Genomic DNA, 15379 nt, shown 5'->3' with positions numbered 1-15379 from the left:
GTAATATCTATATGGATCGACAAGATATAATCCCTTATTCTCCCCATCTTAACGTATGCCCATATGCGGGTCCAGTCCGAATCAGGTATACCCACAGCCATATCGTAATGTCCTAATGAGTTCTTCAGTTAAAAGGTCTATACCCCATACGATTCAGTTGGTCCGCAATAACACGATACCCTCTTGCATTGGGATGAACACGATCCCAGAATAACAATTCCCGTTCATGCCCTTCAAAACGGTCGTATACTTGAGCACAGGCGTAGTTCCCCGACCCTGCACCATTCAGAAAGGAATTATACTGACGAACCCAATACGCTGCCTCTGCGGCTTGAGGATACGGGTTGTACAATCCGATCGTTCGGACCAAATAGGCACTGTTACCTTTTAACTGACGAATATGTCTCATGATCTGTGAAACGTTACTGCGGGTATCTCCAAGCACCTGTGTCATTTTACTTGCGCTTGGCATAGCTCCGCTCGCCTTGAATGTGCGAATGAGATCATTTCCGCCAATGGATATTGTAATGATGTCTGCTTCGCGCAGAGACTGTCTTACCCTCGTGTTGGAGGATACCATTTGCATCAGTTCACCTGAGGTTAATCCGTTGACCCCCATATTATCCATCGAGACAAATGTGCGAACATTCATTTCTGCCATTCTGCGATACAAAGGAACAAAGCCGGTGCCCAGCAGCGCGCCTGTGCCTACCGTTAACGAGTCTCCAATGGCCGCATATCGATATACCATCACCGTCGCCCCTCTCTGCTAACTTATGACTGACTGCTATATCTATATGAAAGAACCGAAGACAAGGCGCGGGATGGTGTCCGTAGGCGCTTACCTTTATTTTTTACGACATGCACATATTTCCTCAAAATGAAAAGCCCCTACGAAAATATTCATATTTCGTAGGGGCATTATAAGATTTCAACTACATGCTCAACGTACGGTCCGAATCCGCCGAATCCTTCTGATCCTTATTAGGGAAAGGCCACCAGTTGGCCCGGCCGAACATCTTCACCATGACAGGCACGAAGAACGGCAGGAACAACAATGAATACAGAACCAAACCACTAAGAACAACGGTAGCAATCTGCATCATGGAGAGAACTCCGGATGGATACATGGCAGCAAAAGTTCCGCTCAGAATAACGGCTGCCGACAGAATGACCGTACCCATGTTTTTCATGGCATACAGCATCGCATCCTGAACTCTCATGCCTTTATTTTCATTGAATCGATCCATCAGGAAGATACTGTAATCCACACCAAGCGCAATCAGCATTACGAATCCGAAGAAAGGCGTAACCCAGCTGATGCCCGCAAAACCAAGGATATTCACGAATATCGCCTCGGTTAGAGCCATGGATGTGAAATAGGCCAGCAACAGGGACACGATCAAATATATCGGCATGATCACGGATCTCAGAAGCAGGACAAGAACGATAAATGTGCCTGCAAGCATGAGCATCACCGTGCGTGTGTAGTCGTTGTTGGAGATCTCCTGTAAATCGGCGAACGTGCTGGTTACCCCGCCGACAGCAATGTCTGCTTTTTCCAGCGCACTACCCTGTACAGCACGGTGAACCGCAGCTTCGATATCCGGTACGCGATCAATCGCTTCTATACCATACGGATTTTCAGCGAAAATAACATCTATCGTCATGGTCTTCCGATCCTGGGACAGATACGTATCGAATACCTGTGCGAAGTCTTTGTTGCTCAATGCTTCTTCAGGTACATACCAGCCGGCCAGATCGGAATCCGGTGAATTCTGCAGCTGTATCAAATAATCCTGTGCGGAATCAAGACCACCGGACACCTGCGCGATTCCATCCACACTTTGATTTAAACCATCCGTTAATTGGTTCAGCTGACCACTCAGGTCCGAGAAGCCTTGCCTCATTTTCTCCTGACCACCCTGAAGCTGGCTGAGTCCATCCTGGATGGAAGGAATCTCGCTGATCACTTTACCTTGACCATCCGCCGCCTGCTTGAGTCCGGCTTCAAGCTGTCCTATTCCGGTTACAATCTGACCCAGCCCACTAGCCAGAGCCTGTTGTCCAGATGCAGCGGAAGCGAAGCCTTCGTTAGCCTGGTTGATCCCTGCAGCAGCTTGACTCAGATTGCTTTGAATCTGTCCCAGTGCCTGGGCAAGCTGGGCTGTGCCTGTTCCCGTTTCACCAAGTGTACCTTTGACCCGCAGATAGTCTGCGTCCTGCAGCAGGTCAGGGTATCTTTCTTCAAGCGATGCAAATGATTCATTCAGACTGGTCAGCGCCACAGATATGCCTGTGAGCTGCTGCTGAATCTCCCCGGTACCCTCGCCAAGCGCAGCTACGCCTGCTCCAGCCTGACGGTAAGCTTCAAGCAATTGATTACTCGCCTGAGCCAGCTGGTCAGCACTTGTTTTCGCCTGCTGCAGCCCTGCTTGCAAATCACCAGCACCGGCCGAGCCGTCACGAATTCCTTGCTCAATCTGCTGAAGGCCTTCGGACAACTGGCTAATTCCCGATTGCAGCTGGGATGTACCTTTGCTCAGTTCTCCCGCACCATTTGCAGCTTCTTTGATCTGGGGTTCATTTTTGCTTAATTGACTGCTCGCCTCACTCAGACCATCACGGATTTTATCCAGACCCGTCTTCCCTTCCCCGAGTCCGTCCGACAAGGTTCCCACTTGTTGGGTCACTTCGAAATCCTTGATCTCGTCACCAGTCGGCCTTGTCATGCTGCGTACCCCGGAGATTCCTGGAACCTTCTCCACTTCACGACTGATTTTCTCGGCTACAGCCATATATTTGGCATTGTCCATGGCTTCGTCGTTTTGAATAACAATCTGACCCGGCAGGGATTCCCCTGGACCGAAGCTGTCGGAGATAATGTTGAACGCTTTTACCGAATCATACTTCTCACCAATCTCATCCAAGCTGTTAAACGACAGTTTACCATCGTAAGTAGCCAGAAGCGGCACACAGACAGCTGCAACGATAAGCAGCGCAGCCCATGGACGTTTTAGAGAGAAGCGGCCCGCTGCTCCATAGATCTTGCTCTCCGCATGTTCAAGTGAACCTTTGGAAGGCCAGAACAGCTTCTTGCCCAGCACCGCCATGAAGAACGGAACAATGGTAACCAGCGCGAGCATCATTACGGCAATGCCGACTGCGACTGCCACTGCGGAACGGTACAGCATAAACTGCGCAAAACCGATGGCTACAAAACCAACCAGCACGGCAAGAGCAGAGAAGAATACCGTTTTGCCTGCTGTCCGATAGGTTGCAATAATGGCTTCCCACGTCGTTTCATGATGGGCCAATTCTTCCTTGAATCGGCTGATGAGCAGGATACAGTAATCGGTACCAATCCCGAACATAACGGCAACCATGAAAATCTGCGTAAAGGTCGAGATCGGGAAATCCACCCCATCGACCAGGAATGCAACAATTTGCTGCGATACAATATAGCTGATACCCACGGTAAGCAGAGGGACAAATGGAGCTACAAACGAACGGAATACAAGGAACAATATGAGCAAAATAAATACAACCGTAATGTACTCCGATTTCTTGAGTCCCTCCTGGGAACTCTCTACCGTATCTTCATCGATTAATCCTTTACCGGTTATGTAGTGTTCCACATTGACCGAGTCCAGCGTTTCATTCAGATCCTCACGCATTTCCTTGACGGTACGATCTCCCTGATCGATAGAAAGAGACGTCAGGATCGTCTTTCCATCAGCAGAGATCATTTTGTCTGACAATTCTGGCTGGGAGAAGGGCTCCAAGATGGACAAAATGCCGAGTTCTTCTTTCTTCGACTCCAGCTGCTTTACAGCCTTTTCCGCCTCTTGTTTGCCGGTTGTACCCAAACCATCTGGGTTATAAAATACAAGTGCCAGCTGACTGCCCTGCTGTTCGCCTTTTTGTGCAGCAGCTTCATCGAGGATGGCAGCTGCCTGGGTGGATGAGTACCCTTCCGGGACCGAAAACTGTCCTTTTTCCCGAATCAGTTCACTCATGTTGGGTGCTGTGAACATCAATACAGCGGCTACAACAACCCATAACCCCATCAACCACCATCTTGCTTTCAGAATCGTTCTCATTCGCTCTCCTGTCCTCCCTCATTCGTAAGCAAGGTCGCCAACTTCTCAAAGGATTCAATAAAATTCTGTACTTCTTCCGGCTTAAAGTGGACCAGGTACGGCTCAAGAAGCTGCTGTATTTCCCGTTCTGTCTCGCGATATACCTGACGACCGGTATCTGTCAAAGTCAGATAGACCACTCTGCGATCCCGCTCATCTCCGGCCCGATGGACCAGATCACGATCAACCAGCTTGTTAACCAATGCCGTGATGCTGCTTTTCCCGACGCAGAGGAGCTCTGACAGATCGGATGGTGTGCAGGACGGTTTCTCCTCAATCAAACGAAGAGCACAGAACTGGTCTGTTGTCATGGTCTGCCCCACCTTTTCACGTATTCGCGTATCAAACTGTTTGGATACCAGGAAGGATGCATCCAGATAACGGTTCACCAAACTTTTGGCATCCGGTGTATTCATGTTTATTCTCCTTTCTGACCTTTTTGTCCATATAGTTCACTTATCGAACTATTCTTCAATGAAACTATTCTATATTGAAACTATAATGCAAAGCAATACTTTATTCCTGTTATTTTGTGTTTTCACGACAAAAAAACAGGGCGTAAGGCTTAGCTCCCGGCCAAGTCACACGCCCTGTTTCTTGTTTTGTTACATTACGAAAGGTCACCATGATTAAGGTGATTCATCATCTATTCTTCGATTGCATCCTCGTCTTTTTCCAGTACACAGCGGAATCGTTCGACACCTGGATATAACTCACCCAGGCTGTATACGACAAAGCCAGTATTACGATAAAATTCTACAGCTTCCTGGTCCGTTTCCGCGATGAGCTTGTCCGGATTATACTTCTCCAGCAGCTGTGCAATCATGCCACGGCCATAGTTTTTGAAACGGTTCTCCGGTAATACCGCAATATGTTGGATGGTAATCTCGCTGGTCCCCGTTTTCTCATACCCAACCAAGCCGACTAACTGTCCCTCATCCTCATATCCATCCAGCAGAAGCTCGTCCTTATTCACATATTGTTGCAGCGCATGACCAACTTGCTCCGGGTCCGGAAAAACCGAGTAGGACAGCAATTCCTGCACTTCCGGCTCCTGTATGCGTGATTTTAGATTAATCAACACTCTTATATTCCCCCTATGACTTGCTTAATTCCGTTATCGTATTGTAGTCGTTAGCCTGTCAAAGTTCAAGTCCCATACCCTTGCAACTGAATCTGAAGCGCTGCGGGAGTACTCTGATTCACCTGAATACCAGCCAATTGAAAAGCATCCAATATTGCGCCGCCAACGGCTGGTAATTCGCTGGATATGTAATCGAACTCTTTTCCTGTAGATGGATTGTTTTGACCTAACCCTTTCTGAACAGCAACCTTCATATAAGATGAGGTCAGGCAGCTTCCAGTCAGTGTATAAGAGACCTGTTTAGATTGAAAACAGCTTGCCAAGATAAGAATACCCACAACAGCTGTATCTGCTGCCGAGTCACATACCCTCATCGCAAGTGGAATTTGCTGAGTGGCAGCTTCCGTTACCAAGGGTGCCATTTGGCTGAATTTGCGGTTCATCGCCTGTTTATCATCAGCAAACCCTGCCGCTCCAAGCGCTGCGAGCTCCGGCACTGAACGCACATCCCAATATGCAAGAATCTGCTCGATTAAGGAATGATCCTCTGGCTCATATCGGCCTGCCAGAACGGAATGCACGGTATCGTATGACAGAAAACGCGCTGCCGTCGGAGCATAGTGCCCAAATTGGTCGTTTCGGAGCCAGATTTCCTGCTCCGTCCTGCCAAGGATCAAAGACCCGGTGCCCCCAATTGCTACGATTCCAGGCCTACCATTAAAGGCAGCTGTATGAGCAATATGTGTATCGTTTACCGCACTTCTCCTCCCAAGGATGCCCGTTTTGGCAAGAACACCCTCGGCCCAGGCGAATTCTTCTTCCCGGTCCAGACCTGCCATACCGGCTTGAATCGCAGCCACCTGTTCTCCCTTAATGCCAGCCTGCTCCAGCGCTTCTGCTATGCCACCGAGCACATGCTGCTCAGCATTGGAATCGTGATAACGATTACAACCTCCCTTTTCCACATAGGACAACAGCTGTCCATATCCATCGGCTACGGCCACTCTTGTATGACTTCCCCCACCATCTATACCTATCACATATGTATTCATCTGTATCCCCCATACTCTGATAATAGACTGTATTAACGACGTTTCCTTATGTCATAGAAAACAGAACTGCCAGGCTGCATAACTTCATACTTCCCGGCAGGTTCTGCTATTGCTTCTGTACGGCAAAACGAAGCAATTCGCAGCGGAACTGTGTTGGTTCATCGTACTTTTCTTCTTCAATGGTCTGAGTTACGTGTTCCTGAAGCAGGATATTCCATCCTGCATATGCCTCTTCAAGCAATTCGGTGGCCTTGGCTGTTGACAGATTTAGTTCGATCAAAGGCTCAATTCGCCGTCCAGTGCTAATCTCCTGCTCCTCTACACTTGTACTCATTGTGATGCAATGAATTCCACCTGTGCGTGTCCCTGCCTGGAGACGACTTAGCGCTTCCAGAAAAGCATTTTCACCCGATACGTGCTCCAAGCAGGAGCAAGCTGCAATAAAATCAAAACTATTCGGCCTGATATCATAATGCTCCACGTCTGCTTTCACGGCTTTTACCATATGATCAACCCGATACTTCTTCGCATATTTCCGAAGTCCTTCTACTGCTTCGTCCAGCAGATCCACACCGATAACCTCACTGTTCGTTTGCTGCAGACGCTGTGCAATTGGAATGGTGTGTCGCCCTACTCCGCATCCCAGATCAAGCACTCGCAGTTCCGATTGGTGTGCAAGCAAACGTTCCAGCATCTCCATCACCATTGGCATCGGTCTCGCCATCCACGTTCCGGCTTCAAATAGCTCATTATTCTGATAAAAGTTCGAATGGTAACCTGCCTCCGCTTTGCGTGCTGCTTCGAATTGTTCATTTCCCATGAATGGCACCCCCGTAATAATCTAGAATTGAATTGTCAGCGTTCCTGAGATCGAAATTAGAATGATGGCCCAAATAACTAACGCTAGCAGGGCACCTGTGACAAGCATTTTCCCGGTGTCCCTTTTGTAAGGATCGTCATTAAATAACATTACCCCGCCAATAACAATCGCTATCGGTGGAAGAAAAATCGCAATTAGAATTAGCAGACCTATGGAGTAACGATCCAATACATCCTCCTCGTATTCTCCCATTTGTGTTGTCTCCGCAGGAACGGTCTTCATTTCAACCAGATTGCCACATGCTTTGCATTTGAACTCGTCTACACCCATTTCCTGTTGACAGTAAGAACAAACTCTTCGTGAACGCGGCATGCTGCACCTCCCTGTTATAAGCACCTACTTTTAACTATCCACGATATTAAAATCTATTTCGCGCGCTGCATCATTACCTTGTTAAGGAAGGCATCAAGGACTTCCACATAACGCAATCGATCCACCTGAAAAGCTGTACCGTGACCTGCACGGGGAATGGTCAGCAGCTCTTTTTCCGTAGGACAAGCTTCATAAAGCCGATACACCATCTCTGTAGGGACAAAGGTATCCGCCTCTCCATGAATAAACAGAACGGGAACCTGCACCTTGGCGAGCTGTTTGAGAGCCGATGCCTCCCCGAAGGAATACCCTGCTTTCCATCTGGAGATCAGACTTGTCACAGGGATAAATGGAAAGGGCGGTAATTTGTACAATTGTTTAAGCTGAAACGTAAGCTCATCCTTCACCGATGTATAGGAGCAGTCTGACACGATGGCTTTTACCTGCTCCGGCAGAGACTCCCCTCCTGTCATAAGAACCGTTGCACCGCCCATGGAGATGCCATGCAGCACAATGTCTGTCTGGTTTCCCACCTTGTTGATCACCCAGTGGACCCAATCGACATAATCCTTCCGATCCAGCCAGCCGAATCCGATGATGTTTCCTTCACTGTGACCATGAGCGCGATCATCAGGCATGAGTACGTTACAGCCTCTTTTCTCTACATAGTACCTTGCAAAACCAGCCATTTCTCTGCCTCTCCCGGAATACCCGTGCGCCAGAATTACCGTCTGACTCGACTTCCCAGTTGAAGCCAACCATATTCCCTGCAATTTCAACCCATCGTGAGACGTGATGCTTACCTTTTCTCCATCCTGCATGTCCAACCACTCCAGGTCTGAAGCACTGCTGATCAATTCATTATCCGGTTCAGGCATTAAATTCGGATTGTCGATTAGAAATGGTTTTGGCGCTCGGCGAATAGCTGTTTTGAAAAAGTATAGTCCTCCGAACCAAGTCAAAATAAGAATGACCAGAATAAGTGCGGTAATCCCGTATATTAACATGTATGCTTCTCTCTCCCTCTCAAGATCTTCTACCCCTAACACATTTAAGGATACATGTTCTTATGTACACTCGTTTTCAGGCGAAAAAACAGGCTTGCTGCCCTAACCTATTTCGTTAAGACAGCAAACCCTTTAAATGATTACCTTTTCCAAAGCTTCACAGGCTTCCTGGTATGCAGGTATCAATTCACCCAGCAATGGCTCAGCCTTCCTCACCTGACCTGTTTTAGCAAGCTGTTCAATCCTCGCAAAAAGCGTCGAACAATATTCTATTCCGAGACTCAAGCTGCCGGATTTCAGATCATGGGCACATTCCGCAGCTGCAATATGGTCTCCGGAAACAACGTATCTCCGAAGCACTTCAATTTTGCCAGGTGTTTCGTTACGATACATATCTAGCAGCATTTCAAGTATCGATTGTTCACCGTCGCTGTTCAATTCGCCAATCTCTTTGACTATGCTCATATTCAGCACTTCCCGAGGTTCAGAGGGATGCTGCCATTTTTGAATCATGTTTTTTAAGGATTCCAGTGTGAACGGCTTGCCAATGAAATCATTCATTCCAGCTTCAAGACATTTTTCTTTCTCTCCATCCATGACGTTGCCTGTCATCGCAATAATCGGAATGGCATGACGCATTTCATCCTGCTCCATGGCTCTTATTTTGCGTGTTGCCTCGAGTCCATCCATAACCGGCATCATGTTATCCATTAGAATGATTCCATACCTCTTGCTAAGAAAGGCCGCAACAGCCTCTTCTCCGTTGGAAACCGAATCGACCTCGGTGATCCCAAGTTTCTTAAGCTGCATCAAAACAACCTGACGGTTAATCAGATTATCATCTGCCAGCAGGATTGGTCGAAAATAGGGTTGCTGTAGTAAGGCGCCAGAGTCATGCAATGTATCTTGTCCCGTTGGGGCTATGGCCTTCACCGGTTCTGTCTTGCGTCCCATTGGAATTTCAAACCAGAATGTCGAGCCCTGGCCCTCTTGACTAATGACTCCAATCTGACCGCCCATTAACTTCACAAGAGACTGGCATATGGATAACCCCAGGCCTGTTCCTTCATATTCCTTGGAACGGCCTTTTTCCGTTTGAACGTAGGGTTGGAACAAGATTTCCTGATCTTCTTCGGCGATTCCAATTCCCGTATCCTTTACCTCAAACCGGATCCATTGTGAGTTCTCATCTTCCCGAACCAGGACAACTTGAATACGTATTGACCCTTCTTTTGTAAATTTGTTGGCATTTTGAATCAGGTTCATCAAAACCTGTGTAATTCGTGTGGAGTCTCCCTCAAGAACCCCCGAGATTCGGGGATCACATTCCACGTCCAGTTTGTTCCCATTTTGGATCACTTTGGGCTCCAGCAAACGAATGATGTAGTTAAACGTAGGCTTCAGTTCGACATCTCCCATTTCAAGACGCATCTGACCTGCTTCCAGTTTGGAAAAGTCCAGCAGGTCCTGAATCAGCTTCAGCAGAAGTCTCGCTGCTTCTTGAATCACTTGAACCGAATGCTGCTGTTCTTCGGACAAGGAAGAATGCTGCAAAAGTTCAGCCATGCCTAATATTCCATTTAAGGGTGTACGGAAATCATGGCTGATTACAGCTATAAATGAACTCTTGGATTCTCCTGCCGATACTGCTTCTTTTCGAGCGGCATCCAGACTTGCGTTATTTTTAGCAAGCAGACGCTGAAGCGTCACCAGTTCATTGTTCATTTCGGAGAATTCACTAAGAATTCGCTCTTCCTGTTCCTTACTGCGAATAATTTGATCAGATAAATGTTCAATCGTTTTACGCAGCTTTTCGATCTCGCCAGCTTCATTAGACATTGCGTCATTCCTCTCTATTCGCGAATCGTACCAACGTTGCAGTTGGCAGATTGCTGAGCCAGCAGGCTTTCTGCAACGGCAACAGCCTCATCAGCTCCGGGAGCATAACCATCTGCCCCAACGGTCCTCCATAAATCCGGATCAATGTTGAATGGATAACCTCCTACCATGATTTTTACATGCGAGGTAGCCGGGTGATTACGAATCATTTGGATAAGTTCTTTGGCAAGATGAAGATGAAATGTCATCGTTACTGAAATAGCCACCACATCTCCCTGATGGCGTTCGATCGCCTCAAGCAGGCTGCCATTCGGAACATTTGCCCCCAAATAATACGTATCCCAACCTTCCATCTCAAACACGTCAGCAAGCATACGTAAACCGATCTCATGCTGCTCACTGCCTACACAGGCTGCAACCAGCTTTTTCTGCTGTGGCTCATGGATCAACCAGCGGGGATACAGCCGCGAGATAATAGCCTGTGTGGCTGCCGTACAAAAGTGCTCCTGAGCGACACTAATCTGGCTAAGCTGCCACAAGCGGCCTATTTCATATTGAGTGGGTTGAAAAATATAACGATAAATATCACGAATGCTTGCTCCGCTTTCCAGCTCGGCTTCAATAATGCCAAACGCTTCTTGGCGTCTGCTATCCAGAAGCGCCTGCAAATAAGATTTGGCAGCATGTCCGTATGGCAAAGATTCGTTGATAAATCCTTGTGCTACGTCATGATGCTGAATTTGATAGATTCCCATTTCCAGATAATCTAGAACAAGTGACTTGGATGCATCATCAAACTCTTCTTCTAACGTCTCTTTGATTAGATTTAAATTAATGGCGAGATCATCCGCCGAAACGTGATAACCTGCCAATAGTGTTTTGAGCCAAGATATATAATGAGTAAACAGGTTAGGACTCTTAACTAGAACGCTCTCTGCCAGATAATTCAAACTATATTGCGAATCCTGTTGAGTGCGCATTCTGCCATTTTCACCAAAACGTTCAAGTAAATCAGGTTGCAGCGTATACTGCTTCTCCGTTATTTTATCAGCCAGCCCACCTGCTGCTTTCAGCAAGCGTTCCCCAGCTTCCTGATGGGTCATTATGTTATCCCTCCTCTTGCCGTGCAATCGTATCAACCATGATGGAATATCCACGATAAGAGTCGATTCGATTTCAATCAGCTATTGATCGGGAAATGCTTTTATTATTATACATGAACCCCAAGGTGAAACGTTTCATATGGAGCTGCATATTAGAACGATTTTCCTATATTATGAGCATTCCTGCAAGTCATATAGCTAGTACATGCCCCTTTTTTCCACACAAAAAAACCGGCCTGCGTTATGGACGCAAGTCGGTTTTCCCTTCAGCAGCAAGTCCTAGTTTCTTCAGTAGGCGAATGGCATCCGCTTTTTCCGAAGGCTCTAAACCTTCCATTGCATCAATGATAACCTGATGATGTCCAGGGAATATTTGGGCGAATAGATTTCTTCCCTTTTCCGTCAATTCCGCATAAATAACACGGCGGTCTTCCTTGGATGCACGTCTAAACAGCAAATCCTTGTTTTGCAGCTTATCCACTACATAGGTTATGTTCCCGCTGGACATTAGCACTTTCTCTCCGATTTTTTGCAAGGCTTGTGGGCCCTTATGATATAACAAATCCAGTACCCCGAATTCTGTCGTATTCAGTCCATGACTCTGGATGTCACGATTGGACCTTGATGTAACGGAATTGTAAGCTCTGGCGAGAACCACGAATAATTGCAACGATAGTTCCCGATTGTCCTCCGTATTCGGCATTTCCATAATCCTCCGTCAATTGTTTGCAAATTCAGGCTGCGTTTCGACGCCAAGCAGCGTTTTCATCCCTCACACAGCACTTCTCAAAACAAGTTATTACAATCAATAAACCAAGCACATGTATCCTTCGATTATCTGATCGATTTTAGGAACGATGGCGCTCATCAATACTACCGTCATCTTTAGCCAGAATCACCGTATCGGCCATGTCAACGAACAAACCGTTATCAACTACGCCTGGCAGCATGTTGAGTTGTACATTGAGCTCAGCCACGTTGACGATGGATTCCATCCGGCAATCGGCAATCAAGTTTCCGTTATCCGTAAGGTAGCGCTCATCTTCATTCATACGCCATTCTGGTCGACAGCCCAGCTTCTCCAGCGCCTGGAAGGTCCATTCCGATGCAAAAGGAACCACTTCTACTGGCAGTGGAAACTGACCCAATTGTTGAACCGCCTTGCTGCCATCAGCAACTATGATGAGTTTATCACTGTTAGCCGCCACGATTTTTTCACGCAAAAGAGCTCCGCCGCCGCCCTTGATCAGATTGAAATCAGGATCGACCTCATCTGCACCATCGATCGTAATATCCAGCCTTCCAATCTGGTCAAACGGGATGATCGGAATTCCCCACTCGCGAGCCAGCTTGTCCGAAGCTTCCGAAGTCGCCACAGCCTGGATTTGCAGCCCCTCGCGCACACGCTCCCCCAGTCTGCATATCGCAAAATATGCCGTCGAGCCTGTTCCGAGTCCAACCTTCATGCCATCCTGAATGTATTCTGCCGCCCGCTCTGCTGCAATTTTTTTCAGATTCATCTAAAATAAACCCCCGCCTGCTTATGATTTGAAAAATGCACACTGTCTTTATTATAGATAAAACCGCTTCCGATGTATATCCATGCCGAATGCCATGCAGCAGGAAATTTGATCTAACGACAAATCCCGGTTTTCGCCATTTCCTGCTATGTAAGTTTATCGTTAGTTAAATTGGTATAAGAAATCTGGCATACTACCTTCTCCTTTTCAGACAATAGGCCGTTCCTCCTCATTACATTAACTTTCAAGCCTGGGTTTATTTCTAAGGTTTAAGGATGTTTTTTGTATCATCCTGTTATAAAATAAAGATGGAGACTAGAAAATGGAAATTTCTCCAAATAAACAGTTCTAAATACCTATGTAATAAGTGTTATGTCCGCAAATATGTAAATTATTAAAAAAGTTTTAACGAAACTATTCAATTTAACAACATTTCATACGACATATTAAGTATAGATGTGTTTTAATAATTAGACACCTATGGATTATGAGGTACAAAAGTCTCTGCATTAAGACTGCGAACCCAAGACCATGGTCGCATACATAAGCTCTGGAGGGGGATCAACAAATGACTTGATTGGCTGCATTCATGCAAGCAAATAAAGGTTTGTTAATTACAAGAAGATCAGGAGTGGAATTTAGTGAAATCATTTAGTTGGAAAAGCATGTCCTTTTTCTCAAAAAACTTATTACTTTCATTCACCAACATCATTATTATCGGGGTTGCACTTATTGCGAGCAGCTATTACTTCCAAAAGACGGTTCTCGTAGACCAGCTGCATGGACAAGTAGAACAAATCACTAAAAAGTGGGCAGAGGGAATCAAACCTGCCGACGTAGAGGCAGCTATTGCAGAAGGCAGTTATGATGGAAAAGTACAAACCCAGCTGCGTGCTTATTTCGATGAAATGCAAGAATATTATCCGAATATCGCCCAAGCTTATATCTTCGGTGTAGAGCTAGGCGGAGATACGAAAAGAGAAACTTCTCTCGTTGCTATGCCGACCAATCTGAGAGAAGCATTCCAGAGCGATAATGTTAATATTGGCGACATGTATGAACAACCTGTTGTTGTGGCGAATGCCCTCAAAGAAATGCTGAATACGGACCGTCCAACCTTCACGACTTTCTATTCAGATGATTTTGGCACATGGACAACCATCGCTTATCCGATCAAGGACAGCAACGGCAAAATCTTCTCTTATTTTGCAGTCGATGCAGATGCAACAGCAGTACCTGCCGGACTGAAATCACTGCTTAAAAACGGTATCATCATTCTGGTTGCTTTCCTTCTGTTGTTCCTGATTATCCAATACCTGGTAGTTAAAAATACGCTATCCCCAATTCGTCACCTGATCAAAGGGATCGATGACGTTAGCCGGGGTAATTTGAATGTCAACATTCCGACAGGAAAAGACGACCTCGGACTTGTAAACGAGAAGTTCAACACGATGGTTCGCAAAATCAATGACACAATCGTTAAAGTGCAAGTCACTTCTCAAGAGGTTAACCAATCAGCCAAAGAGCTGTATGAGGTATCTGAGAAAAACAGCGAGAACGCAGATTCCATCAACAGCAATGTAACGCAAATTACCTCCAACATCCGTGGACAGGAACAGGCAAGTATTGATAGTGCCCGTGCCATGGCCGAAATGGCGACTGTGATTCAAACGATTGCCAGCAGTTCCGCTAATGTAGCTGATGAAGCTTACGAAATGGAGCGCCGTTCCCAGCAAGGTAATACGGTTGTACGCCAAGTGTCTCAGCAAATGACACTGATTACGGAATCCGTGAAAAATACAGCTTCAGCAATTCAGGTTCTGGAGAGCCGTTCACAGGAAATCGGAGATATCCTGAACATCATCACCGGCATTTCCAGCCAAACCAACCTGCTTGCATTGAACGCATCCATTGAGGCAGCTCGTGTTGGTGAAGAGGGCCGAGGATTTGCAGTTGTTGCTGGTGAAGTTCGTAAGCTCGCCGAACAATCCGAACAATCCACAAGCCAGATCGCCGTATTGATTGACGAGATTCAAACCGAGATCAAACAAGCTGTCCGCGCAATGGAAAAAGGTACGGCAGAAGTCGATACCGGACTTGACGTTGCAGATCAGACAGGAAAGTTGTTTGAAGATATTCTGGAAGCTGCGAAGAAAGTATCGAATCAGATTCAGGAAGTTTCCAGTGCTACAGAAGAGATCTCTGCAAGTACCGAGGAAATGACTGCTACCGCAGATGATTTGTCTGCCAGCGTTAGCAAAACAGCAGAAAGCAGTGAGCGTATTGCCGCTTCCGTCGATGACCAGAAGGCTTCTCTGTCGACCCTTGTTGATTCTTCCACCCGTTTGACCAGCATGTCCGAGGAATTACAGGAATTGATCTCTCACTTTAATGTAAGCAAGTCCTAAAAAACAATAAAACGAACGTTATAATTAAGGAG

13 protein-coding genes are annotated in these 15379 nt (G+C 46.6%); 1 reads left to right on the top strand and 12 read right to left on the bottom strand.

Annotation, left to right across the window (positions count from 1 at the left end):
- Positions 1-124: 124 nt before the first annotated feature.
- The 12 genes from MHB82_RS10770 to rpiA all read right to left on the bottom strand — a co-directional run bounded on the left by MHB82_RS10770 (position 125) and on the right by rpiA (position 12939).
- Entirely contained in the window at positions 125-751 is a 627-nt protein-coding gene (locus MHB82_RS10770; protein ID WP_095358742.1) for a GDSL-type esterase/lipase family protein, read from the bottom strand.
- Positions 752-935: 184 nt separating this feature from the next.
- Complete coding sequence (locus MHB82_RS10765; protein ID WP_341174649.1) at positions 936-4103, bottom strand: MMPL family transporter; 3168 nt, start codon at positions 4101-4103, stop codon at positions 936-938.
- Complete coding sequence (locus MHB82_RS10760; RefSeq protein ID WP_127536322.1) at positions 4100-4558, bottom strand: MarR family winged helix-turn-helix transcriptional regulator; 459 nt, start codon at positions 4556-4558, stop codon at positions 4100-4102. The genes MHB82_RS10765 and MHB82_RS10760 overlap by 4 nt, the downstream gene beginning before the upstream one ends.
- A 230-nt stretch (positions 4559-4788) precedes the next feature.
- Positions 4789-5226, bottom strand: coding sequence for a GNAT family N-acetyltransferase (locus MHB82_RS10755; protein WP_095358745.1), 438 nt, complete (start codon positions 5224-5226; stop codon positions 4789-4791).
- Between the two features lie 65 nt (positions 5227-5291).
- Positions 5292-6278 (bottom strand): N-acetylglucosamine kinase, encoded by a 987-nt coding sequence (locus MHB82_RS10750; protein ID WP_341174648.1) that lies wholly within the window; start codon positions 6276-6278, stop codon positions 5292-5294.
- 106 nt (positions 6279-6384) lie between these two features.
- Complete coding sequence (locus tag MHB82_RS10745; RefSeq protein ID WP_341174647.1) at positions 6385-7098, bottom strand: class I SAM-dependent methyltransferase; 714 nt, start codon at positions 7096-7098, stop codon at positions 6385-6387.
- Positions 7099-7119: 21 nt separating this feature from the next.
- Complete coding sequence (locus MHB82_RS10740; protein WP_095358748.1) at positions 7120-7470, bottom strand: hypothetical protein; 351 nt, start codon at positions 7468-7470, stop codon at positions 7120-7122.
- A 53-nt stretch (positions 7471-7523) separates the two neighbouring features.
- Entirely contained in the window at positions 7524-8477 is a 954-nt protein-coding gene (locus MHB82_RS10735; protein WP_341174646.1) for an alpha/beta hydrolase, read from the bottom strand.
- A gap of 132 nt (positions 8478-8609) precedes the next feature.
- Positions 8610-10316, bottom strand: coding sequence for a hybrid sensor histidine kinase/response regulator (locus MHB82_RS10730; RefSeq protein WP_095358750.1), 1707 nt, complete (start codon positions 10314-10316; stop codon positions 8610-8612).
- A 14-nt stretch (positions 10317-10330) separates the two neighbouring features.
- Positions 10331-11419, bottom strand: a complete 1089-nt coding sequence (locus tag MHB82_RS10725) for a cobalamin B12-binding domain-containing protein (RefSeq protein ID WP_341174645.1) — start codon at positions 11417-11419, stop codon at positions 10331-10333.
- 241 nt (positions 11420-11660) lie between these two features.
- The gene (locus MHB82_RS10720) at positions 11661-12122 is read right to left on the bottom strand and encodes a MarR family winged helix-turn-helix transcriptional regulator (RefSeq protein WP_095358752.1); all 462 of its coding nucleotides are present in this window, start codon (positions 12120-12122) and stop codon (positions 11661-11663) included.
- 145 nt (positions 12123-12267) lie between these two features.
- Positions 12268-12939 carry a ribose-5-phosphate isomerase RpiA gene (rpiA, locus tag MHB82_RS10715; protein WP_095358753.1) on the bottom strand — a complete coding sequence of 224 codons (672 nt, stop codon included), beginning with the start codon at positions 12937-12939 and terminating at the stop codon, positions 12268-12270.
- 665 nt (positions 12940-13604) lie between these two features.
- Here rpiA and MHB82_RS10710 point away from each other — a divergent pair.
- Entirely contained in the window at positions 13605-15347 is a 1743-nt protein-coding gene (locus tag MHB82_RS10710; RefSeq protein ID WP_095358822.1) for a methyl-accepting chemotaxis protein, read from the top strand.
- Positions 15348-15379 lie beyond the last annotated feature (32 nt).

Source organism: Paenibacillus sp. FSL K6-2862 (assembly GCF_038005125.1).
Taxonomy (GTDB): domain Bacteria; phylum Bacillota; class Bacilli; order Paenibacillales; family Paenibacillaceae; genus Paenibacillus; species Paenibacillus illinoisensis_A.
Note: the sequence above shows the minus strand (reverse complement) of the source record. Positions and strands in the feature narration are given on the sequence as shown.

What these genes read in the sequence shown, in the direction of transcription:
- MHB82_RS10770 (WP_095358742.1), bottom strand. Translation starts at nt 751, where the DNA reads ATGGTATATCGATATGCGGCCATTGGAGACTCGTTAACGGTAGGCACA.
- MHB82_RS10765 (WP_341174649.1), bottom strand. Translation starts at nt 4,103, where the DNA reads ATGAGAACGATTCTGAAAGCAAGATGGTGGTTGATGGGGTTATGGGTT.
- MHB82_RS10760 (WP_127536322.1), bottom strand. Translation starts at nt 4,558, where the DNA reads ATGAATACACCGGATGCCAAAAGTTTGGTGAACCGTTATCTGGATGCA.
- MHB82_RS10750 (WP_341174648.1), bottom strand. Translation starts at nt 6,278, where the DNA reads ATGAATACATATGTGATAGGTATAGATGGTGGGGGAAGTCATACAAGA.
- MHB82_RS10745 (WP_341174647.1), bottom strand. Translation starts at nt 7,098, where the DNA reads ATGGGAAATGAACAATTCGAAGCAGCACGCAAAGCGGAGGCAGGTTAC.
- MHB82_RS10740 (WP_095358748.1), bottom strand. Translation starts at nt 7,470, where the DNA reads ATGCCGCGTTCACGAAGAGTTTGTTCTTACTGTCAACAGGAAATGGGT.
- MHB82_RS10735 (WP_341174646.1), bottom strand. Translation starts at nt 8,477, where the DNA reads ATGTTAATATACGGGATTACCGCACTTATTCTGGTCATTCTTATTTTG.
- MHB82_RS10730 (WP_095358750.1), bottom strand. Translation starts at nt 10,316, where the DNA reads ATGTCTAATGAAGCTGGCGAGATCGAAAAGCTGCGTAAAACGATTGAA.
- MHB82_RS10725 (WP_341174645.1), bottom strand. Translation starts at nt 11,419, where the DNA reads ATGACCCATCAGGAAGCTGGGGAACGCTTGCTGAAAGCAGCAGGTGGG.
- MHB82_RS10720 (WP_095358752.1), bottom strand. Translation starts at nt 12,122, where the DNA reads ATGCCGAATACGGAGGACAATCGGGAACTATCGTTGCAATTATTCGTG.
- rpiA (WP_095358753.1), bottom strand. Translation starts at nt 12,939, where the DNA reads ATGAATCTGAAAAAAATTGCAGCAGAGCGGGCGGCAGAATACATTCAG.
- MHB82_RS10710 (WP_095358822.1), top strand. Translation starts at nt 13,605, where the DNA reads ATGTCCTTTTTCTCAAAAAACTTATTACTTTCATTCACCAACATCATT.